This window comes from Microcoleus sp. CAWBG640 (assembly GCF_020883015.1).
Classification (GTDB): Bacteria; Cyanobacteriota; Cyanobacteriia; order Cyanobacteriales; family Microcoleaceae; genus Microcoleus; species Microcoleus anatoxicus.
This window is the reverse complement of the sequence record NZ_JAHRFC010000013.1, coordinates 98000-122801: the sequence shown is the minus strand read 5'-3', so window position 1 is coordinate 122801 and position 24802 is coordinate 98000. Positions and strand designations below refer to the sequence as shown.

Genomic DNA, 24802 nt, shown 5'->3' with positions numbered 1-24802 from the left:
TTTAATTCAGGTAACTGACGCACTCGTCGCGCAGTTTCCAAGCCGTCCATGACAGGCATCAGCAAATCCATTAAAATGACATTTGGTTTAAATTCCACTGCTTTGCGGAGGCATTCTTGACCGTTTTCTGCTTCAGCAATTTCAAACCCCAAACGGGAAAGCAGCTTGGATAACATAGATCGATTTAATTGATTGTCATCCACGATTAGCACTTTCCGCTTGTCGCCCACAAAGCCCACCAGCCAACGTTGTTCCTGCAAACTCGCCACTTCTAAGTAGCGTTTTGGTGCGGTCAATTCTAAGTCTATCCAAAAAATGCTGCCTTGACCTAAAGTGCTTTTGACTTGAATTTCGCTACCCATTAGTTTGGCTAATTTTCTGCTAATTGAAAGTCCCAGACCTGTACCTTCAACAAATCTATCAGCACCTACTTGATGGAATGGCAAAAATATTTCTTCTAACTTACTTGAGTCTATTCCCGTGCCAGTATCTTCGATTTGAAAACGAATTTGGAGAGCGTGTTTATCGGCAATTATTTTTTTGCAGAAGCGCAGATAATTCTGTTTCAGTTCCGAACTCAAAGTCGAGAGTTCCGTATTTTCTGCTTGTCCTCGCCTCCAGGCTTCTGTGCCGACATACCCGACTTTGAAAGTGACTCTACCACTGTTAGTAAATTTCACGGCATTTCCCAGCAAGTTTATGAGAATTTGACGCAATCTTTTTTCATCAAAATAGACTGATTGAGGCAGGGGAGATACTTGTTCGTAACTAAAATCAATATCTTTTTGGGAGGCTCGCATTTGAAACAGGTCGGAAATGTTTTTAAGAAAGTTAGTAAGATTTAACTCTGTGGGGTAGAGTTCCATTTTCTTGGCTTCGATTTTGGAAAGGTCTAAAACATCTTCGATCAGCATTAGTAGATGTTTGCCACACTGCTGAATGTTGTTGAGGCTTTCTTGATGATCGGGGCTTAAAGTTTTATCTGTTTTGAGGATTTGAGCGTAACCTAAAACGCCGTTTAAGGGTGTGCGGAGTTCGTGGCTCATGTTGGCGAGAAATTCGCTTTTGGCGCGATTGGCTGTTTCTGCGACTAATGCGGCTTTTTGGAGGGCGGCTTCTGCTTGTTTGCGATCGGCTATTTCGGTTTGTGCTTGTTGAAATAGTGTGGATTGCTGAATGGCGATGGCTAATTGCACGCACAATTGTCTGAGGGATTCTATGTCTGAGGATTCCCAAGAACGTGGTCCGTTGCAATCGTAGGCGATCAGCAGTCCCCAGAGTGGATTTTCGGTGGTAGTTGGAGGGTAGGAAATATTTTGTCCTGCTTTTAAAATGGGGACTATTAATTTAGCTGTGACTTGAAATTGATTTAGAAAATTGATGTAGGGTTCGCTCAAATTTTCTTGATGGATGTTTTCTATAGCTCGCACCCAACCTTGTTGGTAAAGCTCAACAAAATTTTCTGCAAAGCAGGGGTATGGAATGTTTAGATCCCTTAGTGGCGTGCGGTTTTGGGCAAGGGACTCGACCACTACCAGACCGCTCCAGTCTGGATTGAAGCGGTAAATAACTGTGCGGTCTGTTTGTAATAATTGTCGCACTTGTTCGACGGCTGTGGTGAGTATTTCTTCTAAATTGAGGGAGGAACGAATGCGATCGAGCATCGCGACTACCAGCCGTTCTCGTCTTAATTGTTGTACCAATGCCTTTTCGGCTTGTTTGCGTTCGGTGATGTCGGTAATTACTCCTACTAACCCGATTAAATTTCCTGTTTCATCTTTAATACTATCGGCTCGAAATAGAGTTGGTACCAGCTCGTTGTTGTTAGTTTTGATTTTGATTTCGCCTTTCCAAGGTTTGCCTTGGCGCAGGATTTTAAATATTTTTAATAATACTTGAGTTTTCGGGTAAATAACTATTGCTCCACCGGCTTTATTTAGTTCTGCTACTGTGTAACCGTACCGCTGAATAAAGGCTTGGTTGTGATAGATCGATCGCCCTTTGAGGTCAGCAATGACGATCGCATCGCTGGTACTTTCGACGGCTTGAGTAACGCGGAGTAGGTCTAATTCTGCTTGTTTGCGATCGCTAATATCAGTAATAGTACCCACATAGCCTTTAATTTCGCCACCATCTCCGATTTCCGCTACTGCTTGACCGATAACCCAACTGACAGCACCGTCTGGACGCAAAAAGCGATATTCTGATTTAAAAGGAACTCGATCGATTACAGCCTGATACCATTCAGTGTTCACTCGCTCCACGTCATCTGGATGTATGGCATTCAACCAGCCTGTGTCTGCTGCTAATTCCGCGTCCACACCCGTGATTTCACTCCATCGTTGATTCACATAAAGGAAATTTCCCAAAGTGTCCGTATGAAATATACAAACTGGCGATGCTTCTGCTAAAGTTTGGTAGCGGAGCTGACTGGCTCGCAGGGCTGATTCGGCTTGTTTTCTGTTAGTAATATCGCGAACTATGGAAATTATCTCGCCACCTGCCAACATTGTCAGTGATACTTCTTGAGGGAAAGTAGTACCGTCTAGGCGCTGGCCAGTAGCTTCTATATGGCAATATCCTTTTTCTTGAATTGCGGGCATTATTTGGGTGTCAAACTGTTGATATTCCGAGGATGTATAGAGCATCTTCCAGTTTTTTCCCAACAAGTCAGATTGTCGAGAAAATCCATACATTTTCAGATAAGCGTGATTTGAATAAATATATTCTTCATGAGAATTGAGGATGGCGATACCGTCATAAGCAGCGGCTATTGCTACTGCTTGCCGCTGGAGTGTGGACTCTACTTGTTTGCGTGAGGTGATGTCGCGACCAACTGCATAAATTAAACCTTCTTGGCTAAATGGTGAGGCAGTCCAGAGCAACCATTTGTAAGAACCATCTTTGCAGAGATAGCGATTTTCAAAGTAAAAAGTGGGAATACCAGCCATTAATTTTTTGACTTCAGCAGCGCTGGCTTCTCGATCGTCTGGATGAACAAAATCCAGGACTGGCTGGGCGAGAAGTTCAGCAATACTGTAGCCTAGGGCTGTTGACCAGGCTGGGTTTAAGCGTTTGAAATAACCGTCAAAATCCAGAATACAAAGCAAGTCTAAGGAGATGGTAAAGAAGCGATCGCGCTCTGCTTGGGCCTGTTTCAATTCAGTAATATCAATCACTAAACCGTCCCAGATCATCTCTGATTTCCTCTCGGATTTTGAATGATTATTCAGTATTTCCGGTCTCGAACATCCTTGGAGCCACTTAACTTTCCCTGATGGCAAAATGTGCCGCCACTGTTGCTGCCATGGCTGCATAGTGGCAGCGGAAATGGCAATGGATTCTTCTACCTTTGAGATGTCTTCTGCATGAATTCTGGTGAAAATTAATTCGGCATTTTCCTGTATTACTTCTGGCTCTAGTTCATAGAGTTCGCGACAACCACAAGATACATAAGGAAAAGATTTTTTTCCCTGGGATGAGAGTTTAAATTGATAAATGGCTCCGGGTAGGTTGGCAACAAGTCTTTGAAATCTAGCTTCGCTTTTTTCTAGGGCTATTTGTTGAAGTCTGTATTCAGTGATATCTCGAATTGTACCTACTAATATTTTACTGCCGTCTGTTTTTTTAAAGACAGTTTTTTTGGTAGAAATAATGTGTTTTTTTCCGCTGATATCTGTAAAATTTTCTTCGGTTTCGTTAGGAATATCAGTATGCAATACTTCTTCATCTTTTCTCCAAAAAAACTCAGCTTCAGCTTGGGGGAAAAAGTCATAATCGGATTTACCGATAAGTTCTTGTCGTGGTTTGCCAATCAACTCACAAAAAGCATCGTTTAAAATCATCCAGCGATGTTGCTCGTCTTTGACAAAAATTGGATCGGGAATGACATTGATAGTGTGGTTTAAAAATTGCTCGGATGCTTTTAGTTGGGATTCGTATCGGTAGCGATCGCTCACGTCCAAGACTACTTTAATCATCCGATCGATCGACCCATCGCGACGACGAATACAACGAAGAGAAACTCGCGTATAAACTATTTCCCCGTCTTTTCGTACCCACCTTTTATCGGAGATATACCCGTCTATCGTACCTGCTAAAACTTGAGATAATTGTTCAATGTTATTGCTATAGTCATCTGGATGAGTCAAGTCCAACCAGTTTTTTTCTATGAGTTCGTCACGGTCATAGCCTAGCAAATTGCACAAAGCATCGTTAGTTTCGATCCAGTTAAAGTTTTCAGAAATGGCTGGTTGAATAATTGGAGCAACGATGGCAATTCCAATCAGAGAATTTTCAACTACAGAACGATATTTTTCTTCGCTTTTTCGCAAAGCATCTTGACTGTTTTGGCGCTCGATGGCGTAGCGGAGCGATCGCATTAAAAGTTCGCCATCTATTTTTCTTTTTACTAAATAATCCTGTACGCCCACGGAGATTAACCGCAGTGCAAGTTCCTGGTCATTTTGACCTGTCAGCACCACAATTGGCACACTGACACCATGCTGTTGTATGCTAGTTACTGTCTCAATGCCCCGACTGTCTGGCAGTGAAAGGTCTAATAAAATTATGTCAAATTTTTCTTGATTCAAATGGAGTATTGCTTCACTGAGGCGCTCTACTTTTGTGAGCGATATCTGCTGTGCATCGCTATCGCTCATTCCTGACAGCAAATCTTCAATCAATTCTGCTTCATAAGCATTGTCTTCCACCAACAACACTTTAAAGCAGGTAGGAGGTAAAGATAAGTCAAAAACTGCTTTCATAATAGTTAGTTATTAATCTAAAGATTATTGGTAAACCTAACTTGGATTGCACCTTTGTTGAGGAAGGTATTTACTAAATTGTAGCTACACATACATTACTATTAGAATGGCAGTGCAATGTCAGGCTATAAAAAATCTTGAAGCCAGACAATTATATCATAAACTAACCGTGATGTCAACGCACTTTTTTTTCCTAACTTGTTACTTTAGTAACTGACCAAAAAGTTGTTTTTTTATTTAATCCAAATAATAAAAATCACAAATTAACACTATTTTCATTGAGAGTAAAGTAAAAAGTTGAACCTTGACCTGGTTCCGAATTTACCCAAATACGTCCCCCATGAAGTTCCACAATTTTTTGACAAATTGCCAAGCCAATACCTGTACCAGAATATTCTTTTTGAGTGTGCAATCGCTGGAAAATTTGAAATATGCGTTCTTGATGCTGCCGTGCAATCCCAATGCCATTATCTGCCACAGAAAATAGCCAATGATCGTGCTGTTTGCAAACACTGATGGAAATAGCAGGCGGTTCATTTTTGCGATATTTAATGGCATTGCCGACTAAATTTTGGAATAATTGCACGAGTTGGGAAATCTCGCCATTAACTACGGGTAATTCACCATAGGAAACTACAGCTTGGGTATCACGAATCACCCCTTGTAAATTAGCGAGAGCTTGCTCTAATAGCTGATTGCAATTAGTAGGTTTAAAAGGCTTCTGACTGCGACCGACTCGCGAGTATTCCAGCAAATCATCAATTAAAGCTTGCATTCTCGTGCAGCCTTGAACAATATTCCCAATAAACTTATTAGCTTGACTATCTAGTTGTTCTTGGTAGCGTTTTTCTAAAAGCTGAGCGTAACTAGCTATAGTAGCCAAAGGCGCTTGCAAATCATGAGAGGCCACATAAGCAAATTGTTCTAGTTCGGCATTAGAACGAGCCAATTCTTGATTGGATTTCAAGAGAGCAGATTCGACGCGCTGGCGATTCCCTATCTCTTTTTGGAGCAACAAATTTTGTTCTTGCAGGGTTTTTTCAACAGCACAGCGAGTGCTGATTTCTTGTTGCAAAATTTGATTTTTTTCGTGGAGAACTTCTTCGACGGCTAAGCGGCTGCTGATTTCTTCTTGAAGAAGTACGTTTTGTTCTTTTAGCTGTTTTTGCAAATTCCGCAGGGTGAGATGACTTTCGATGCGTACCAACACTTCTTCAAACTGAAATGGCTTGCTGATGTAGTCTACGCCCCCTACGGCAAAGGCATTTACTTTGTCAAATACTTCATCTTTGGCGCTGATAAAAATTACCGGAATATCGCGAGTTATAGCATCATTTTTGAGATGTTGACATACTTCGTAGCCATTCATTTCCGGCATCATGATATCGAGCAAAATCAAATCCGGCGGATTAGAATTGCAGGCTCTCAGAGCCATTTGCCCGTTAATGACGCAGCGCGGCACATAACCCCGCTGACTTAACATTGTAGACAAAAGACGCAGATTTTCTGGCGTATCATCTACTACTAAAATGTTGCCTAGTGAGGTTTTTTGTTCGTTATTATTCATGAGATTTTTTTGTTTCAGATTTAACTAAAGACAGTTGTGGATATTTAATTTTAAATTAAGTGATGGGAAATTTTGTTAGCTTTTCATTATAATAGACTACCTTCCCCTATTTGACGCTTTTTTTCTAACATTGCTTCTAATTTTTGAAATATCTCTATATCTTTAGGTCTGATTTCTAAGGCGATGGAGTACAATACTGTGGCTGCGTCAAGCCGATCGCTCTCGGCAAAATTTTGCGCTACTTCACAGTAAAATTCCAGAGGATATAGTGGCTGCTTTCCATGATGATAGTAGCTAGTTACTATGTCTGAATTTACCGGAGTTCTTTTTGTTAAAGCTTCGCCTAACTTTGTGTAAAGATTAGGGAGATTTTGGTCTAGTTGCAGCGCACCCAGGTAGGCGAAAACAGCATCGTTCCAGTTGTGGATTTCCCTCAAAGCATCACCTAAATTGTAATGAGACCAAGAAATATTTGGATTGAGTTGAATGGCGCGCTGGTAAGCGGTAGCTGCTGCTTTCCACTGTTTGGTTTTTAACAGGAGTTCTCCTAAATTATGGTAAGTCCAAGAGAATTCTGGATTGAGGGCGATCGCCCGCTGATAGGCAACTATTGCGTCGGGAAAATTTTCCATTTTAACTAAAGTCAAAGCTAAGTTATATTGAGACCAGAATAATTCTGAATTAAGAGCGAGGGCTGCTGTGTATGCAGCCAAGGCTTCCGACCATTTTTCTAGTTTTAAAAGAGCATCTCCCCATTTGTGAAATGCTATAAAAGAGTTGTGATATAATTCAGTAGCGCGCTGATAAGCGGTTGCGGATTCTGACCATTTTTCTAATTTGTCGCAGGCTTCACCGATGCTGTAGTAACCCGATGAACAATCGGGGTCAATTTCAACACTGGTGCGGTAGGCAATGACAGCTTCTTGCCATTTTTCTAATTTGAACAGAACGTTGCCTAAGTTATAATAATACGAAAAAGAGTTGGGATTCAAATCAATACTTTCCCGGTAGGCTGTGACCGCTTCATGCAACAGTCCCTTTGCTTGCAAAGCATTACCTAATTTATAATAAATCTCGGAAATTTCTGGTAATATTTTGATAGCTTGGCGGTAGTTAGCAATAGCTTCATCCCACTGTTGTAGCTGGGTAGCAGCGTCTGCTAATTTATAATAAGCTTCGCAACAACTGGGGTTTAAAATAAGAGTACGTTTGTAACAATTTATTGCTAATTCTGGTTTGTTTTGTGCGGATAAAGTATTGCCTAAATCGAGGTATTCTTCTGGTATTTCTACAGGTGTCAGCATGAGTGCTTGATACCAACAATTGGCGGCTTCCTCAGCTTTGCCAACTTGGGTAAATACGCGGCTTAAATTACGGTAAAATCCTGCAAAGTCTGGTTGTAGGGAGATGGCTGTTTGGTAACAGGCGATCGCCTCTTGCCATTGCTCCAAGGTAGCACAGAGAGTGCCGAGGTTGGCAAAAGCTTCGGCAAAATCGGGTTTGAGGGCGATCGCAACTTTGTACCAATACCTTGCGTCTTCTAGTTTACCCTGAGCTTGCAGCGCCTTCCCTAGGGTTTTGCAAGTCTCGGCGGAATTGGGATCGGATGCCAAAACTTGTTGACAAAGTGCGATCGCTTCGTCTAATTTCCCTAAAGCCAAATATATTTCTGCTTGTTGTTGAAAATCGAGGGCTACTATTTCTGAATTCACTTTTTGCATTCCTGTGGAGTAATAATTACCTGTCAAAGTATATGTTACAACTTACCTAAGTTAAAATTCAACCAAGTACATCTACTGACCGACAAAAGGCGATCGAAGTCTGCAACATTAATATAAACTAAATAATAATACATTAACAGGGAGATAAATAATGTCAAAGGCCAAGGGGACACCGGAAGTAAGCGTAATTATACCTGCATATAATGGCGATCGCTACATCGTGCAAGCTGTAGAAAGCGTCCTGAACCAAACCTATACAAACTGGGAAATTATCGTCATCGACGACGGTTCTCAAGATGAGACCCATCAAGTGTTACAGCCTTATTTTGACAGAATTCGCTACATTTATCAAGAAAACCAAGGAGTAGCGGCCGCCCGCAATAGAGGAATAAAAGAAGCCACAGGTAACTTAATTGCTTTTTTAGATCAAGATGACTTTTTTTTGCCAAATAAGTTAGCAGCACAGGTAGCACTATTTACCGCATCACCTTCCTTGGGGATTGTCCATAGCGGGTGGCACTTAGTTAACGAACAAGGAGAGATAATTTCAGATATCAAACCTTGGGAATATTTCCCCAAATTAGACCTAGAAACATGGATAGTACAAATGCCCGTACTTCCCAGCGCGATGATGTTTTCACGCAAATGGTTAGAAATTGCAGGGGGATTTAATTCAGAGTTTGATTCCGTAGATGATGCCGATTTAGTCATCCGTTTAGCTGTCTTAGGCTGCGAAGCTGCTTGGCTACCCCAGGTGACAGTCGGTTATCGCCAGCATGACAAAAATGTGTCAATAAAAAAAGCTCTCCAACAAGCAAATCTGTTTATTAAATTAAAACATAATTTCTTCAATAAACCAGATTTGCCACAGCCCATCCGCGATTTAAAAAATCCTGCTTTCTACGAAGCATTGACATGGATGGCATGGCAATTGTACTATAGCGGCTATCCCGTGGCCGCAGTTGAGTATTACCAAAAATCTTTGCCATATACTCCTTACTCTGCTACAAAAACCGTAATAGATTGGATAAATCGTCTAGCTTCTATTTCTAAAGCTTATGGATTTAGCCTCGATCTGCAATCTCTAAGAAACTTATCAGAATGGAAACAGTTAATGTCTAGCATACTACCAAAAAAAACAGTACGAGTCAGCGTCATTATCCCAGCATATAACTGCGATCGCTACATTGTCAGAGCCGTAGAAAGTGCCATAAACCAAACTTACCAAGACTGGGAAATTATTGTCATTGATGATGGATCTACCGACAATATTCGCCAAGTGTTAGAGCCTTACTACGATTCAATTCAGTACATATATCAAGCAAATCAAGGAGCAGCAATAGCTCGAAATCGAGCCTGCGAACTAGCCAAAGGAGAATTTTTAGCATTTCTAGATGGAGACGACTTTTTTCTGCCAGAAAAGCTGGAAAAACAAATTGCTTGTTTTGATGCCGACCCCTCTTTAGATATGGTACAAAATGGCTGGCTAATAGTCGATAAAAATGGCAAAGACCTCTATCCAGTTATGCCTTGGGAAGAATCGCCCAAATTAGATTTAGAAACCATAGTTTTGTACAAATTTGTCCGTCCCAGCGCCATAATGTTGCGGCGAGAATGGTGGGAACGCTTAGGGGGGTTTGACTCTCGCTTTCCGCCAACGGAAGATTTAGATTTTGTCTTACGTTTAGCGTTAAAAGGTTGCAAGTCAGTTTGGCTAAAAGAGATATTAACCTGCTATCGTCAGCACGAGACTAATCTCATGTCCGGTGGATTTAAAGTAATGCAAAATATGGAAATGGTGATGGAGCAATTTTTCGCTAGGCTAGACTTACCTCAGCACATTCGCGAATTGAAACGGGCGGAACGTTACAAGTGCTTAGTATGGATTGCGTGGCGGATGTATCGCGATGGATATTTAGCAGAGATGGTTGAGTGTTTGGAAAAATCTCTTCATTACACTCCTTATACTGGTAGTGAAACTGTTTTTAAATGGTTGGAAACTTTTAGGGTTTCTGCCCAAAGTAATGGCGACCCCTTTGATTCCTATGCCTTAACTAATTTAAAAGAATGGCAAGATATCGTAGTGCTAGCTGTTAATAATCCTTATCAATTTCAAGCTGCATCTAGTTCAATTTACCAGCCGCAAAAAGCGCGGATATTAATGTACGCTGAAGACCACGGAGTGGGAGGTTTAGCTCAGTTTAATCACTCTCTCATGTGTAAATTGGCGGCGGAAGGCTACCAAGTTGTTAGCGTGCAAAGTAAAACTGACAACCCTTTAATTGCTGAACAAAAACAGCTAGGTATAGAACATATTTGGCTAGAGTTTGACACGATGAAAGAGTTTTTGCGGATTGCTTATAACTTAGGAGATGCTAAAAAGATTTATGCCCTGGCTAAACCGGATTTAATTATATTTAGTGACGGCTGGCCAATCGCCAATTTTGCAGCCAAGCAAGTTGCTATTCAGGAAAACATACCGTACATAGTTACTCTGGGTTATGTCGATGGCACTTATCAAACTTTCAATCGTGGCGATCGAATTCCCTATTTTGATGCAGTCTCCTATCAGTACGAATTAGCCAAGGCCGCAGTAGCAGTTTCACAGGAAAACTTAAACTTGTTCAAAAGCCTTTTTAAAACGCCTCTAGAACGAGGAAAAGTTATCTATTACGGCAGACATAACATTTATTTTGAACCGCCAAATCTTTCAACTCGCCAACGCCTGCGTCAAGAACAAGGAATTCCTGAAGATGCGATCGTTTGTTTCACGGCGGCGAGATTGACTCCCATTAAAGGATTTCAGTATCAATTGCAGGCGATCGCCCAACTCAAACAACTTCCAATTTGGCCACAAATTTACTTTGTTTGGGCCGGTCCTGGGTCTACTACTCACGACAACATGGAGCCTGAATTAAGAGCCACTGCGAGCAAATTGGGAGTAGAGCAACAGGTTAAATTTTTAGGACAGCGCTGGGATATTGCTGATTGGCTCGATGCCAGCGATATCTTTATATTATGTTCTGAAGCAGAGGGAATGCCGCTAGCAATTATGGAAGCAATGGCGAAAGGATTACCCGTAATTGCCACAGCAGTCAGTGGTATTCCCGAAGAATTGGGAGACACGGGAAAGTTGCTGCCCGATCCTAAAATAAATCCTGAAGGAACAGTCAAAGAGTTGGTAGAAACGGTGGAAATCTGGGTAGGAAATCCCGAATTGCGACGAGTTGCAGGACAAGGGTGTAAAGCGCGAGCTGAACAACTATTTAAAGAAGAGCGGATGCTGGGAGAATATGTAGAAGTAATTGAACAGGTTCTGGCACCGGACGCTCAAAACAACAGTCTTTCTCTGAGTCCGAAAGTTCAAAAGCAGATACAGGAAGTGGATAAGCTGCTAAAATATTATCATTTAGTTTGGAAAGCTTGGGATGCTTGCGATCGCGGAAATAGGTCGGAGATGGTTAAGCATTTGCAATCTTCTTGGGAGTGTACGCCATTTTATACCACAGAAACTCTCTTGTATTGGGTGACTATTTTTGGGATTTTGTCTTCAGAAAAGGGTGCTAAATTTGATACTTGCGAGTTAATTAACTCAGGAGAGTGGCAACAATTGATGGAATCAATACAGGGTTTTGAAGTTGTGTCATCTGTTCTTTAAGGTCATCGGCGATTGAAATCGCTGCTACACCTACAAAGCTGAATCGGCGATTGAAATCGCTACTACACATACAAAGTCCGCCTCCGCGGACTAAAAAAAGAACATAAAAGATTATGCAATTTACATTCAAGTTCCCATCTCTTCATAAACTGCTGCCAATTTGTTTGGCTCTTGTCACTGTTTTGTTAATCGTCTACTTGGGACAGCAAAGAGCGATCGCCCAAATGCGATCGAACGTCACAGTAGATTTCGGACTCCCAGCAGCCACAATTTCCATGAGTGGCATCCTCCACGGAATCGACACCACCAAGCCCCCAAATAACTCGATTAAACCATTGCAGCCCAAACTTTGGCGGGCTGGGAGACTGGATATTTACGATCGCGTAATCGCCAGCGGAGCCGAGTTTCAACTATTAGTCAGCGACTTGTGGGGCTACGGCAGCAATCCCAAAGGTTGGCCCCATCAAAACTACCCCGCATGGGAAGCATTCATACGGCAATTAGCTCAACAAAATAAAGGCAAAAAAATTATTTGGGATGTCTGGAATGAACCAGATTTAAGAAATCCGTTTTGGAATGGAAGCAGAGAACAATTTTTTGAAACCTACAAAAGAGCTTACAAGATTCTGCGACAAGAATTAGGGCCATCAGCCATGATTGGCGGACCCAGTATTACTAACTACAATAAAGAATATCTCACTGCTTTTTTGGATTATTGCAAAGCGAACAAACTGGAAGTAAATTTCCTAGCTTGGCACGAACTTAATGACACTATGATTTCATTTGTTGACGACCACGTAATTGATGCTAAGCGCAATTTCCAACAAAGTGCCTCTTACAAAGAACTGAAATTGCAAAAGATTTATGTCAACGAGATTATCGGAGACTTAGCTCAGTATCAACCGGGGGAAATTTTAGGTTATTTTTATAACTTGGAATACGCAAAAGCCGACGGTGCTTGCAGAGCTTGTTGGGATACTAAAGGACCAAATAAAGTTAGCAATTGCTTCAACAATACTTTGAGTGGGATGGTAACTCCCAATACTTTTGAGCCGAGAGCTGCTTGGTGGACTTACAAAGCTTATGCTGACGGAGTTAATTCGCGGGTGCTGAGCAAATCGGATAACGATCGCGTTGTCGCTTTAGCCAGCAAGTCAAATCCTGAAGGTAAAGCACAGGTACTTTTGGGTTATTTCGATCGCAATTATTCCTCAGCCACAACCGTCACCTTAAATCTCAAAAATTTACCACAGCTAGGTATTCAAAGCGGTCAAAAAATCCGTCTCAAATTAGAAAAAATTCCCAACAATCAAGAAGGCGCAGTGCAAAAACTGGTTAGTGTCAAAGAAGAAACTGTATCGGTTGTTAAAAATGATTTGAGTTATGTCATTCCTAACTTCAATCTACATGAAGCTTATTTATTAACCGTTAGTAAATGATTGAGGGCGGGTACGATATCCCACCGGACAATAAAATTGATTGTTTGTGAATTGATATCAAATCCGGTAGCATCTGAATTATTCAGATCTCTATTCTCTCCCTCTGTGTCCTCTGTGTTCTCTGCGGTTAAATCATTCCTATGCAAAAGTCAACGATATGATTGTTTGTAGAACGGGCATATTGCCCGTTCTTTTATATAGGCAAGATGTCACTTTGAACACATTTATTGAGCGCGGATGTTAGAGTTTAACTGGCATTGCTCAAAGACTGTTGTACCGATTCCAACCATTCTGTGACTGTTTGATTTTCGCTGCTGGGATCGTAGTAACATCCTAATTCTTCCAGAATCAATGTTTCTAAATCTGGTTCTGCGATCGACATTTTTAGCAGTTGGTTAAGTTCTGCTAATACAGCTTCAATAGTTTCTGGCGATTCGCTATGGAGGTAATTTTCCACTACTTCGCTAGCATTGCTGGCTTCTAGTGGCCAGTCTTGATGAAAGTAAGAACTGAAAAATTGGGTTAATTCAGGAAATCGATCGTTCATAGGGGATAAGCTGTGAGAATAAAGTATCCGGGAGATAATTTGGTGCTGCGCTGGAGGACAATTTTCAGTCTAGATGTGGAACTTGCTTTGGAAACGCGGCGGGTGAGTGTAATGCCAATTATTCTGTGGGTATCATATTCGATTGTATAACGATTGCTTCGTTTTTTTACCCAGGAGTCGATCGCACTTTTCTTTTCTTCCATTGCTTCGGCAATCGCCGATTCAGCCACGGAACGATAGGTAAAGGAAGACGCGGCAGAAATTCTCTTATCCTTGGCTAGTCGCTGTGCTAGTTCCGCTTCTGTTTTACCAACGTGTTTCTCTAAAGTGTGTCCTCCGGCAGCTTCGTGAAAATCTAATCCCCCCCCCGGTATGTTGGGTGCAAAGGCTACGATGGTTTGTCCAGGTATGCTGGAGATATGCTGTGCAGAAACAGGAGTTATCGCCGACTGAAATAGGACAATTATTGAGGCAATACTGCACAGGATACCTAAAAATTTTTGCCCGCGAGCGAGTTGATTTTTCATTGTATTTCGTTTAATTTTTATTGTTAGTATAGCCTCCCGCAGTATTTCCGAGCAATAGACATCTTCACACAAGCTGGTCTTGAACAGGCAGGATGCCTGTTCTACAGTAATTATGGCCTAGGTCTATTAGTAATTTTTATTTAAATATATTTATTAAAATTAGGAAAATTTAAATTCTTTTTTTATCAATGAGTTTATAAAGATTAGATAAAGTTTAAAAAGTAATATTTATTTAAACTTATTCCGCGAAATAAATGATAAGTTAGTTGATTATCTTTAAAAAATTGAAAAAATGCAAGTAGTTATCCTAGCAGGTGGCCTTGGCACTCGTCTCAGAGAAGAAACAGAATTTCGCCCCAAACCCTTAGTTGATGTGGGCGGGTATCCGATTCTGTGGCACATCATGAAAATATATGCACACTACGGCTTCCATAACTTTCTGGTGTGCTTGGGCTATCGCGGCAACATGATTAAAGAATATTTCCTTAATTATGAAGCCATGAACAATGACTTTACTATCTGCTTAGGTCGCAAAAATACCATCACGTATCATGGGGAACATCGAGAACAAGATTTTAATGTTACCTTGGCTGAAACTGGCGCAGCAAGTATGACTGGAGGGCGGGTAAAACGGATTGAAAAATATATCGATCGCGATAATTTCATGGTGACATATGGGGATGGAGTTGCTGATGTAAATATTGAAGAACTACTCGCTTTCCACAAAGCTCACGGTAAACTGGCAACTGTGACTACGTTTCGCCCTATTTCTCGTTTTGGAATTTTAGATGTAGATAGTCAAGGGCGCGTACTCCAATTTGCTGAAAAACCGCAAATAGATGGCTGGATCAGCATTGGATATATGATATTTAATCGCCGGGTATTTGATTATTTGGGCGGAGATGATTGTATCTTAGAACAGGAGCCAATGCAGCGTTTGGCGGCCGAAGGAGAGTTGATGGCTTATCGCCATGAGGGCTTCTTTTTTGCGATGGATACTTATCGAGAATACAAGTACCTAAATGAACTTTGGGAATGTGGTGAAGCTCCTTGGAAAGTTTGGTAATAGGGAATGGGGAATGGGGAATGGGGCATATTGATAGCTGTCTCTCCTCCTCTCCCGGTAACTGATTATTGCTAATTAAACCAGCCCTAAAAAATAGAATACCGAGATTCCCCACTTCTTAAATAAGTCGGAAATCTAACAGTCCGAGCATTTTATGTTAATTAGATTAGATGGATTTTACAGATATTTTAAACAACACAGAAACCTACCTAAAAAACTGCGTTGCAGCCGATGCTGAAATGATCGACAGCGACTCGGAAGCGCTGAAAACAGCGCTGGTAGGATTGGAAGATAGATCGCTTTTAGCTTTGCGAGTTCCCCAAAAATGGGGCGGCGCAGATATCGATGCGCAAACTTTTTATGAATATCAGGAATTGACAGCGCGATATTCCGGCGCTTTAGGTTTTCTGCAAACTCAGCATCACAGTGCAACTGCCATGCTTGCTAACAGCGACAATGAACTGCTACAAAGTATATGTTTGCCTGCGATCGCCCTGGGAGAGTTGCGATTGGGTGTGGGATTTTCGCATTTAAGGCGATCGGGAAATCCCGCTGTCACTGCTACTCCTGCACAAAATGGCTATTTACTATCAGGTAAAGTTCCTTGGGTAACAGGTTTTGGATTATTTCAAAATTTTATTGTAGCTGCGTTATTGCCTGACGATCGCGCTGTATTCGGATTACTACCCTTGGAAAATATTGCATCAGCATCGGGCAAAATTTCCTGTAGCGAAATCATGCCCTTAATCGCCATGAGTTCCACTAATACTGTAACAGTAACTCTGACTAATTGGTGGTTGGATGAATCCCAAATAATTTCATTTCAACCAAAAGACTGGATTGTCAAAAACGACACTAAAAATATCCTAAATTTTGTCCCCGCTACTTTTGGATGTATTCGAGCCGGATTGGATATAATTCAAGCAGCAGGCGAGACTAAAAAAGCATCTTTTATAGTTAGTGCTTATGAAAAATTAGCCCACAAGCTCGATCGACTAAAACAGAATTTCCCACAATCTCAACATAGCTCGAAAGCAGAACAATTAGCCCTGCGAGCCCAAGCAATTGACTTAGCGGTGCGTTGCGGGCACGCGGCGGTAACAGTTTCCAGCGGTGCCGCTAATAGCCAAAAGCACCCAGCCGGGAGAGTTTATCGAGAAGCTTTGGTGTATACTGTTTCCGGGCAAACTAAGGATGTGATGGCTGCCACCCTCGATGAACTAATCAAATTTTAGATATTCGATATGAGTGACAAATTAAACTCAAATAACCTCAAAACCATCGCCTACAGCAAAATTGTAGATTTAACTCATTCAATTCACCCAAATATTCCCCTTTGGCCAGGAGATCCAGCCCCAGAATTTGAAACAGTTGCTCAAATAGAAACAGAGGGATATTTCCTGCGAAAATTCTCGATGGGCGAACACAGCGGGACTCACATGAATGCACCCAACAGCTTTGATTCAGGACGGGAAAGTATTGATAATTATCCGCCGCAGTCCCTAGTTGTGCCGGCAATTGCGATCGACATCCGCCGCCAAAGTCTTGCCAATCCAGATTATAATTTAACAATCGAGGATGTATTAAATTGGGAACAGGAACATGGATTGATAAAACCAGGATGCCTGATTATATTAGATACCGGATGGCAGGAAAAATGGGAAAATCAAGCAGCTTTTTTAAATCGAGATGGTGACGGGATTTGCCACTTTCCCGGATTTGGGAAAGCAGTAACTAAATTTTTGCTAACAGAAAGGTTAATAGCAGGAGTTGGTACCGATACTCACGGAGTAGATCCGGGACGAGATGAAAGTTTATCTGTCAATAAACAAGTTTTAGAGCATCAGGGAATCGTTCTAGAAAATTTGACAAATCTCGACCAGTTACCAGCAGCAGACAGCACTTTAGTTATAGGAATATTGCGACTTGTCGGAGGTTCCGGTTCCCCGGTATCCGTGTTAGCTTTTGTGCCTTGATGGTGTAAAATTAGATTGATAGAATTCCTGTAAAAAAATCAGATTAATGATTGAACTACCAAAGGACCTCAACGAGGCGATCGCCCAATCCCGCACAGCCACTTCTGCCGCTCTCTCCGACGGCAAAACTCTACTGCAAGTCGAATTAGTATTCCCAGAAATCGCCCTCCAAGCACAGTCCATCGCCGCACAATTCGTCCCAGAATTTGAAGAAATGTACTCCGGTGTCAAAGTCTTATTTCCCGATACCGGTGCAGCAGCCCTCGCCCGCCGCGACTGGGGACAAACAGAATTTAAAGTCACAGACTTGGGCAGCAGCCGCACCCCGGTTGAAGATAAAATAGAACCGGAAGACCAACTATTTCTGCTGGTGAATCCCGCAGCGATAGAAGTTCCTCAAGTCGAAAAATTGTACATAGCTGCGGGCGATCGCCCAGTAATTATACTCAACCCCCGGCTGGAAGACGTTGCCACCATAGGTATAGGCTATGCAGGACGCCAACTGCGCGATCGATTCTTGAACAAAATAGAATCCTGCTACTACATCAGATCTCTAGAAAGTGCAGTCCTATTCCGCTGTTACCCCCAATCCTGGCAAGTTTGGCTCTCAAAAAACGACGACTACGAACTAATTTCCGAAACCGCCCAAAAACCAGTCGGAGACGATTTAGATCGGATTTTAGCTAAAGCCTTGGGAATAGCAGATCCAGATAGCACCGCCCCCACCAAACCGTTAAAAAAGACAGGCTTCATGGCAGACTTACAGAGATTTCTCAAAGCTTTGACTCAGTAACAATGGGTAGTCAAAAACAGGGTTTGGGAGAGAATAGTCAATGACAAATTTAGTTTTCTGAATTTGCAAAACCTAACAAGTTTAACAGTAATAACTATCAAATCCGGTAGCATCGTCCTGTATTAATCTCTCTCTTCTCTTCCTTCGCGTACTTTGCGCCTTCGCGGTTAAATCACCAGACGATACAACCGGAATTGATATTATTCAGAATTCTATTCTCGGACTCTGCTTCCTCTGTGTTCTAGGTCCGGTTAAATCACCTGACAATGCAACCGGAAACCCAATTTAAATTGGTCATAAATCAGAATCCTTTCGAGCCAAACCTTGAATACTAACTTGCAAAATCGACAAACCCAAAATCAGCAAAAACAACACCAGCCCGATCGTACAAGCATAACCGATTTCCAAATCTTTAAAAGCCCGTTCATAAAGATAATAAACAACAGTCTTAGAATTATTACGAGGCCCGCCTTGAGTCATAATATAAACTTCTTCAAAAACCTTAGTAGCAGAAATAGCCGAAATTACCGCCACCAAAACTAGATAAGGCTTCATCAACGGCACTGTAATATCCCAATGCTTCCTCCAACCATCAGAACCATCAATAGCAGCCGCCTCGTAAAGTTCCGCCGGAATAGCTTGCAGCCCAGCCAAATAAATTACCATATAATAACCCAAGCCTTTCCAGATAGTAACTGTCATGACACTAAAGATTGCCAACTTCGGATTAGCCAGCCAAGAAACAGCAGGCAAACCGACCATTTGCCCCAACTGATTCAGCAGTCCATTTTCAGCAAACAGCCACTTCCAAGCAATCCCAGCGACAACCATGGAAATCACCGCAGGCGTGTAATATGCTGCTCTAAACCAGTTCATCCCCCGGAGTTTCTGATTGCACAAAATCGCCATTCCCAGTGGTAAAACAACCAATATAGGCACAACCCAGGTGAGATAGAGTAGGGTGTTGCTCATAGTTTGCCAAAAAATGCGATCGCCCGCCAACCTCTGAAAATTCTTCAACCCTACCCACTGTGGCGCTTGAGTTAAGTCATACTCATAACTGGTAAAACTCAAATAAAAAGCCTGCAACGCCGGCCACAAAACAGTCAAACTCAACACAAATAAAGCGGGAAACAAAAATAAATAAGGTATTAGGTTGCGTCGGAAAAAAGTCAAAAACATAATGGGAATTGGGCATCGGGAATGGGGCATCGGGAATGGGGCATCGGGAATGGGGCATCGGAAATACTCGTTCCCATTTAATTTCTTGTCCCCCCCTTGTTAAGGGGGGTTAGGGGGGATCTAGCCTTCAATACAAACAATGGTTATTTAACTCCAGAAAACAAACCTTTCCAATCACCAGGAGCATTGCCATTTTCCCCCTCTTTCACCTCAAAAGTAACATTACAAGCTTCTGGGAAATCCAAAGCTTCCACGCACAATTGGGCAATATCTTCCCGACTAACTTTACCCTTAATATTGTCACCCTGGTCAAAGATTAAAGCTTTACCCCCCGGCTCTTCCGTCAAAGCACAAGGTCTAATCACAGTATAAGGTATCCCGCTCGATCGCACAGAATCCTCCCCCTTCAACTTCCAAGTCAAAATTCCCCCCAACATATCATTCATTCTCACAGCAGGTGGCTCTTCCTCCAAATTAATTCCGGGGCGGCCTGGGCGCGTAACACCAGCAGAACTCACCATCACAAATCTGGGCAATTCTTGTTGAGAATAAGCTTTAACAGATTCTAATTGCAGTTGAAAACCACCCGGTGTAAATTTCGGGTTCAGCGCGCCATCATACTCAAACTTACTCAGCATTAACTGAAAAGAATAAATAGTCTGAGTATTTAACCTAGAGCCATCTTTCACAGTCTTAGCGCGGAAGACAGGAATCAGTTTTTCAAAGGGAATTGTGACAGTAATCCAGATATTGTAAACCGTATCAAAAGAATAGCAATAGCCAATGCCATCCCATTTCGCTTCGCTGCGAACAATCAGTTTATAGCGCTTACCATCACCTTTCACTCGCAATTGAATTCCACTAAATCCTGTTAAATCAAGAGCACTTTCAAAATTCCGAGTCCGCACCGAAGCAAACCCCCCAGAATTGGCCGTAGAAACATTGCCTGTGAATAAAGCTGTATTATCTATCAGTCGGATCGAACTTTCGCTGACTCCACCCATCACAATATCATCAAGTGCGCCCCAAGTTTCTTTCAAATCTTCAGTGGGTTTTGTGAAGTCAAAAATAGTTTTTTCTCCGGCTTTAATTAGCTGACTGCGAACAGCTTGCACTAAATTATTCACGCCTTTGTACTCGACTATTTCGGGAACATCTACCACTTCTGGCATATAAAATTTGATGCCTTGATAGTATTTTTCACGGTTTGGGGTGTCTCCTTCTACCGGTTGAACACGAGTGCCAGTACAGCAGATAACGGCTTCTACACCCTCAGTTACTAGCGGTGTTAAGGTTTCCGCTAGGGTGATATCTCCCTCGACTAATTCGACATTTTTACCCAGAATTTCTTGAGCTCTTTTGCTATCTCTCACCAGGGCGCGCACTCTGATTCCCTGCTGTTGCAGCCGCTTCACCACACGTTTACCAACACCACCAGTAGCACCGGCTACCAGTACCAGCTTGGGTTGGTCTTTTTTAGTGTTCCCACTGCTGCCAAATAGTTGTTGCAGCCAGCTAATGCTGCCAATGAAGGGAATGACACCGAAATAAGCCAAGGTTTTGACAAATCTGCCGGCATCCCATTGGGCGGTATTTTTTTCAGTCACAGTCGCTTCCTCAGAATTTGCTCAAATCTACTTAGCCATTTGTCTACTTTAATTTTAATCTAAACTGCACGCACATTTTGTGACTTCACCGCTGCACTTTATTCATAACTTGGCTCAAGGGAATCTCAACAATAAACTCCGCTCCATCTCCGGGGGCGGAAATGCAAGTCAGTTGGCCACCGTGTTTTTCTACTACAATTTCCTTGCCTATAGCCAAACCAATTCCCGCCCCTTTACCGACGGGTTTAGTAGTAAAAAAAGGCTCAAATATTTCTGGTAGCTGCAACGCCCATATTTTGCAGGTATTCTATGTGAATGGGAGAAACACTTCTCAAAACGCTGAAACTGAGGTCTAGGGGCTGGTTAGTAACAGGATTATTTGGTGAGACAATGGGGACTGGTTTGTAGTTAATATCTGGAATTAATCTCAGCCAATTTAACAAATAAAGTTTTCTGGCTTGTTTGGGTATATCTGAACTTGGGTAGTTTAATCCTAAAAAAGGACTCAGGGTTTCTGCTTTATGTTCGGCAATAATTGCGCCGTTATATTCACTATCAAATTTATATATCATTACTCTGTCAAATCCTGTAATCTTTCTAAATTCTGATACAGTAAGTTGACATAACTTATTTAAGTTCTTGGCGTTTTGAATCTGGCTTACAGTCGATCTAACTGAATGATAAAAGCTAAATACTGAGAGATTTTCTAGGGATTGGGCTAATTCTATCTCAATGATTAATACTCCTTCCCACCTGTGGAGGATGCAGTCAAATTCTAAAATTGTTTCTGCTTTTTTTACTGATATTTTAATAGGATTGATGGTTTTTAAGTTTTCATTCAGCAAACAGGCTTTTAGCTGCTCTAGCTGAGCTTGTTCTAAGAATAAACTCAAATTTTGACCGATCGCACTTTTAGCAGCAATTCCCAGTAACTCTTGCGTATTTTCACTGATTTGCAGTATTTCTAGTTCTGGTTCGCTTACAGCCATCAGTACCCCGTGGGGCTGAATCTGTCCCGATATATGAATTGGTTCTCTGTCGCAGTTGGTCAAGTCAACTTCTTCGAGTGGTAAGATTGTGCTTTGTCTATTCATTTTCTGTGTTTTCCGTTGTACAATGTAAAGAGGGTTGTAGGGATTTCTGCTTTAATCTCAAATCCGATTCTGAGCGCGCTCCTCCCGATGGACTAACTAGGGACACTTGAGCTTGTCACTACCGCAGACTATCGCTCTACCGCTCATCCTTGACTCCCGCATCAATGGGTAGAATATTAGCTGAAAGTCCTGTTCCTTGAGCAGCGTCAGTCTTTGCGACATTTGATCAGGTCGATGTCTCCTACAATTATAAATATTCTGTTTTAATTATTACAGTAATTGTTTCCATTACTCAACGGATATTAATTTTTTTCAATAATTCATCTGTTGACAGTTTACCAGCAGTATGAACTGGAGAGAAATATGTCTGGGGAGTGACCTGCGCGATCAAATATTAAGTTATGGTGAGGGTGCTAAGATAGGAAAGTCAAATCAAGTTAAGCTCTTGAAGTATATTCAACAGGTTCCCTAATTAGATTAATGCTCGACTTTAATACAGTGACCGAATTTTCTCATACCTACTGCGTAGCTATCTGTGCATTTTTAGTCCCAGCCAACTTGCTGATGACTTTGCAGACACTGATTTGGACAGGACTAAAGCGACCTCGAATTCAAGTGGGAGCCTCTGTACTTGTTGCTAGTATCTTCGCTATGACAATGATATTTCATGTTTTTAGTTGGTTCGCCATTGGGGTAGTAATGCCTCCCACGTACATCTTACTATTAATGGCAATCACTTGTCTGACAATCAACATCTGGGCGATCGCTCATCCTGGAAGTATCATCAAATTAATGGGAGTTTTGGTCTCAGTTGTTAGGGAAAATTTCCTCAAAAATAAATCAATGGGCTTAAGATTTGATCGACGACAAAATTTACAGTAACTCACAACTGAAAACTCTATGGCTCCTACAGTTTTGATTACAGGCGCTTCTCAAGGAAGTGGCAAAGCAACTGCACTTTTATTTGCCAGTTCAGGCTACGATGTTGTGATGACAGCTCGTCAGCCGGAAAGATTAGCAGCCGCCGCGGCGATGGTGGAACGTCAAGGCAATTCGGTGTTAGCTATTCCCGCAGATGTGGGCGATGTTCAACAAGTGCGATCGCTCGTTGAAAAAGCCCTCTCTTTTTATGGTAACATCGATGTGTTAGTCAACAATGCAGGCATCTGTTTAACCGGACCGATGGAGCAAACTACCACCGAAGATTGGCAGAAATTAATGAATACTAATTTTTGGGGATGTGTTAACACAATCCAAGAACTTTTGCCACATTTCTTATCCCGAAAAATTGGTACAATCGTTAATGTCGGTTCTATTGGTGGCAAAATGCCTTTGCCTCTAATGACTGCCTATTGTGCCAGCAAATATGCGTTGACAGGTTTAACCGACACCTTGCGATTGGAATTAGCACCTCAAGGAATTCAAGTTTGTGCCGTACATCCGGGCTTAATTAACAGTGATTTTTTAGAAAGAGCTCAGTTTCGCGATCGCCACGAACCAGCAGCCGAACTGCGTCGTCAGGAAATGAGCGAAATGCTGAAATCTAACTGGGCAAATCAGCCGGAAGATATTGCCAAGGCTATTTGGGATGCGGTGAAAAATAAGCGTTCTGAAGTCACCGTCGGCCCTGCATTTATAGCCGCCGAAGCCTATCGCCTATTCCCCGGTTTAATGCAGTGGGCAATGGCAAAGGAGAAATGATAGTGGTAGAGAAATGCCACTTATTTTAACAATCTAGTTTCTCTGATTGATAAATCATTGACAACTGTTATATACTGACTAAAACACCAGGAAATATCACCATGAAAATTCAAGCATTAGCCGTCAAAAAATCTGGTGGAATACTTGAAGAATATAGCTTCGATGTCGCATCACCAAAAGAACAGGAATGCCTGATAAAAGTGTTAAATTGTGGCATTTGTCACTCCGATATACACATGATTGACAACGATTGGGGTCAATCAAAATATCCCCTAGTTCCCGGTCACGAAGTCATCGGAGAAGTGGCGGAAATAGGGGCGCAAGTGACTCATTTAAAAGTAGGCGATCGCGTTGGTGTCGGCTGGCAAAGATCCTCATGTTTGCAGTGTCAGGACTGCTTGCGAGGCAACGAAAACCTCTGCGATAATAACCAAGGATTAATTGTCACAGGTCCAGGGGGTTTTGCTGACCATTTAATGATAGATTCCCGGTTTGCTTTTCCAATTCCCAAAGGCATCGATTCCAAAGCAGCAGGGCCGCTGCTGTGTGGCGGAATTACTGTTTATGCAGGTTTGCGGAATGCGGGCATGAGTTCCGGTCAAGAAATCGGCATTCTCGGTATCGGTGGTTTGGGACACATGGCCGTCCAATTTGCGAAAAAATTAGGCAATCGCGTCACCGTTTTTACTACTTCTACAGACAAAGCAGAATTTGCCGAACAGATGGGGGCAGACGAAGCTATTGTAGTAGGAAAAGGCGAAATTCCTCCATCCCCCAGCAATAAATTAAATATCTTATTGAGCACAGTTCCTGTTGCTTTAGATTGGGTTCCTTACATCGATCTTCTCGATTCTGATGGTACGCTGGCTTTTGTGGGAGTTCCCGACGCACCGCTGACTATTCCGTTATTTCCACTGCTGATGAAGCGTCGCCGAATTGTGGCTTCCCCAACAGGCGGTCGCGCTATGATTAATGATATGCTGTCACTTTCAGAGAAATTTGGGATTGAGCCGATTGTTGAAGTTTTTGCCATGACCCAAGCCAATGAAGCTATGCAGAAAGTGCGCGAAAATAAAGTACGTTACCGAGCAGTTTTAACTGTTAGTTAAAACTCATATCTTGCACGATTTTAAGAAACCTGTAGGGCTGGGCAATGCC

Annotated in this window: 18 protein-coding genes; 9 read left to right on the top strand and 9 right to left on the bottom strand. The window is 42.1% G+C overall.

Features of this window, described 5'->3' with window-relative positions:
* The 3 genes from AAFP11_RS09705 to AAFP11_RS09695 form a co-directional block, all read right to left on the bottom strand.
* Positions 1-4766, bottom strand: a 4766-nt coding sequence (locus AAFP11_RS09705; RefSeq protein ID WP_341736866.1) for a PAS domain S-box protein, incomplete at its 3' end; no start/stop codon positions are given.
* Between the two features lie 256 nt (positions 4767-5022).
* A complete protein-coding gene (locus tag AAFP11_RS09700; protein ID WP_341736865.1) occupies positions 5023-6333 on the bottom strand; it encodes an ATP-binding protein in 1311 nt (436 codons plus the stop codon).
* Positions 6334-6419: 86 nt separating this feature from the next.
* Positions 6420-8045, bottom strand: coding sequence for a tetratricopeptide repeat protein (locus AAFP11_RS09695; RefSeq protein ID WP_341736864.1), 1626 nt, complete (start codon positions 8043-8045; stop codon positions 6420-6422).
* A 160-nt stretch (positions 8046-8205) separates the two neighbouring features.
* Here AAFP11_RS09695 and AAFP11_RS09690 point away from each other — a divergent pair, with 160 nt between their 5' ends.
* Together AAFP11_RS09690 and AAFP11_RS09685 are read left to right on the top strand one after the other, a co-directional pair.
* Entirely contained in the window at positions 8206-11712 is a 3507-nt protein-coding gene (locus tag AAFP11_RS09690; protein WP_341736863.1) for a glycosyltransferase, read from the top strand.
* 113 nt (positions 11713-11825) lie between these two features.
* The gene (locus tag AAFP11_RS09685; RefSeq protein WP_341736862.1) at positions 11826-13151 is read left to right on the top strand and encodes a beta-xylosidase; all 1326 of its coding nucleotides are present in this window, start codon (positions 11826-11828) and stop codon (positions 13149-13151) included.
* 247 nt (positions 13152-13398) lie between these two features.
* On the opposite strand, the gene AAFP11_RS09680 is transcribed toward AAFP11_RS09685, so the two are convergent.
* Both AAFP11_RS09680 and AAFP11_RS09675 read right to left on the bottom strand, forming a co-directional pair.
* Positions 13399-13698 (bottom strand): contact-dependent growth inhibition system immunity protein, encoded by a 300-nt coding sequence (locus AAFP11_RS09680; RefSeq protein WP_341736861.1) that lies wholly within the window; start codon positions 13696-13698, stop codon positions 13399-13401.
* Positions 13695-14225, bottom strand: coding sequence for an RNase A-like domain-containing protein (locus AAFP11_RS09675; protein WP_341736860.1), 531 nt, complete (start codon positions 14223-14225; stop codon positions 13695-13697). Before AAFP11_RS09675 ends, AAFP11_RS09680 begins: the two co-directional genes overlap by 4 nt.
* Positions 14226-14517: 292 nt before the next feature.
* On the opposite strand from AAFP11_RS09675, the gene rfbF reads away from it, so the two are divergent.
* From rfbF to AAFP11_RS09655, 4 genes are all read left to right on the top strand, one after another.
* A complete protein-coding gene (gene rfbF, locus AAFP11_RS09670) occupies positions 14518-15291 on the top strand; it encodes a glucose-1-phosphate cytidylyltransferase (protein ID WP_341736859.1) in 774 nt (257 codons plus the stop codon).
* 170 nt (positions 15292-15461) lie between these two features.
* Entirely contained in the window at positions 15462-16526 is a 1065-nt protein-coding gene (locus AAFP11_RS09665) for an acyl-CoA dehydrogenase family protein (RefSeq protein ID WP_341736858.1), read from the top strand.
* A 9-nt stretch (positions 16527-16535) separates the two neighbouring features.
* Complete coding sequence (locus tag AAFP11_RS09660) at positions 16536-17267, top strand: cyclase family protein (protein WP_341736857.1); 732 nt, start codon at positions 16536-16538, stop codon at positions 17265-17267.
* A gap of 46 nt (positions 17268-17313) precedes the next feature.
* Positions 17314-18060, top strand: coding sequence for a DUF1995 family protein (locus AAFP11_RS09655; RefSeq protein WP_341736856.1), 747 nt, complete (start codon positions 17314-17316; stop codon positions 18058-18060).
* Between the two features lie 294 nt (positions 18061-18354).
* On the opposite strand, the gene AAFP11_RS09650 is transcribed toward AAFP11_RS09655, so the two are convergent.
* The 4 genes from AAFP11_RS09650 to AAFP11_RS09635 all read right to left on the bottom strand — a co-directional run bounded on the left by AAFP11_RS09650 (position 18355) and on the right by AAFP11_RS09635 (position 21943).
* On the bottom strand, positions 18355-19242 hold the full coding sequence (locus AAFP11_RS09650; RefSeq protein WP_341736855.1) for a sugar ABC transporter permease: 888 nt from the start codon (positions 19240-19242) through the stop codon (positions 18355-18357).
* Between the two features lie 143 nt (positions 19243-19385).
* On the bottom strand, positions 19386-20849 hold the full coding sequence (locus AAFP11_RS09645; protein ID WP_341736854.1) for a CIA30 family protein: 1464 nt from the start codon (positions 20847-20849) through the stop codon (positions 19386-19388).
* A gap of 85 nt (positions 20850-20934) precedes the next feature.
* Positions 20935-21135: a HAMP domain-containing sensor histidine kinase gene (locus AAFP11_RS09640; RefSeq protein ID WP_341736853.1), complete on the bottom strand. Its 201-nt coding sequence runs from the start codon at positions 21133-21135 to the stop codon at positions 20935-20937.
* Positions 21113-21943: a hypothetical protein gene (locus AAFP11_RS09635; RefSeq protein WP_341736852.1), complete on the bottom strand. Its 831-nt coding sequence runs from the start codon at positions 21941-21943 to the stop codon at positions 21113-21115. Before AAFP11_RS09635 ends, AAFP11_RS09640 begins: the two co-directional genes overlap by 23 nt.
* A gap of 480 nt (positions 21944-22423) precedes the next feature.
* Here AAFP11_RS09635 and AAFP11_RS09630 point away from each other — a divergent pair, with 480 nt between their 5' ends.
* The 3 genes from AAFP11_RS09630 to AAFP11_RS09620 all read left to right on the top strand — a co-directional run bounded on the left by AAFP11_RS09630 (position 22424) and on the right by AAFP11_RS09620 (position 24753).
* Complete coding sequence (locus AAFP11_RS09630) at positions 22424-22825, top strand: hypothetical protein (protein ID WP_341736851.1); 402 nt, start codon at positions 22424-22426, stop codon at positions 22823-22825.
* A gap of 18 nt (positions 22826-22843) precedes the next feature.
* Positions 22844-23644, top strand: a complete 801-nt coding sequence (locus AAFP11_RS09625) for an SDR family oxidoreductase (protein WP_341736850.1) — start codon at positions 22844-22846, stop codon at positions 23642-23644.
* A gap of 101 nt (positions 23645-23745) precedes the next feature.
* The gene (locus tag AAFP11_RS09620) at positions 23746-24753 is read left to right on the top strand and encodes an NAD(P)-dependent alcohol dehydrogenase (protein WP_341736849.1); all 1008 of its coding nucleotides are present in this window, start codon (positions 23746-23748) and stop codon (positions 24751-24753) included.
* Positions 24754-24802 lie beyond the last annotated feature (49 nt).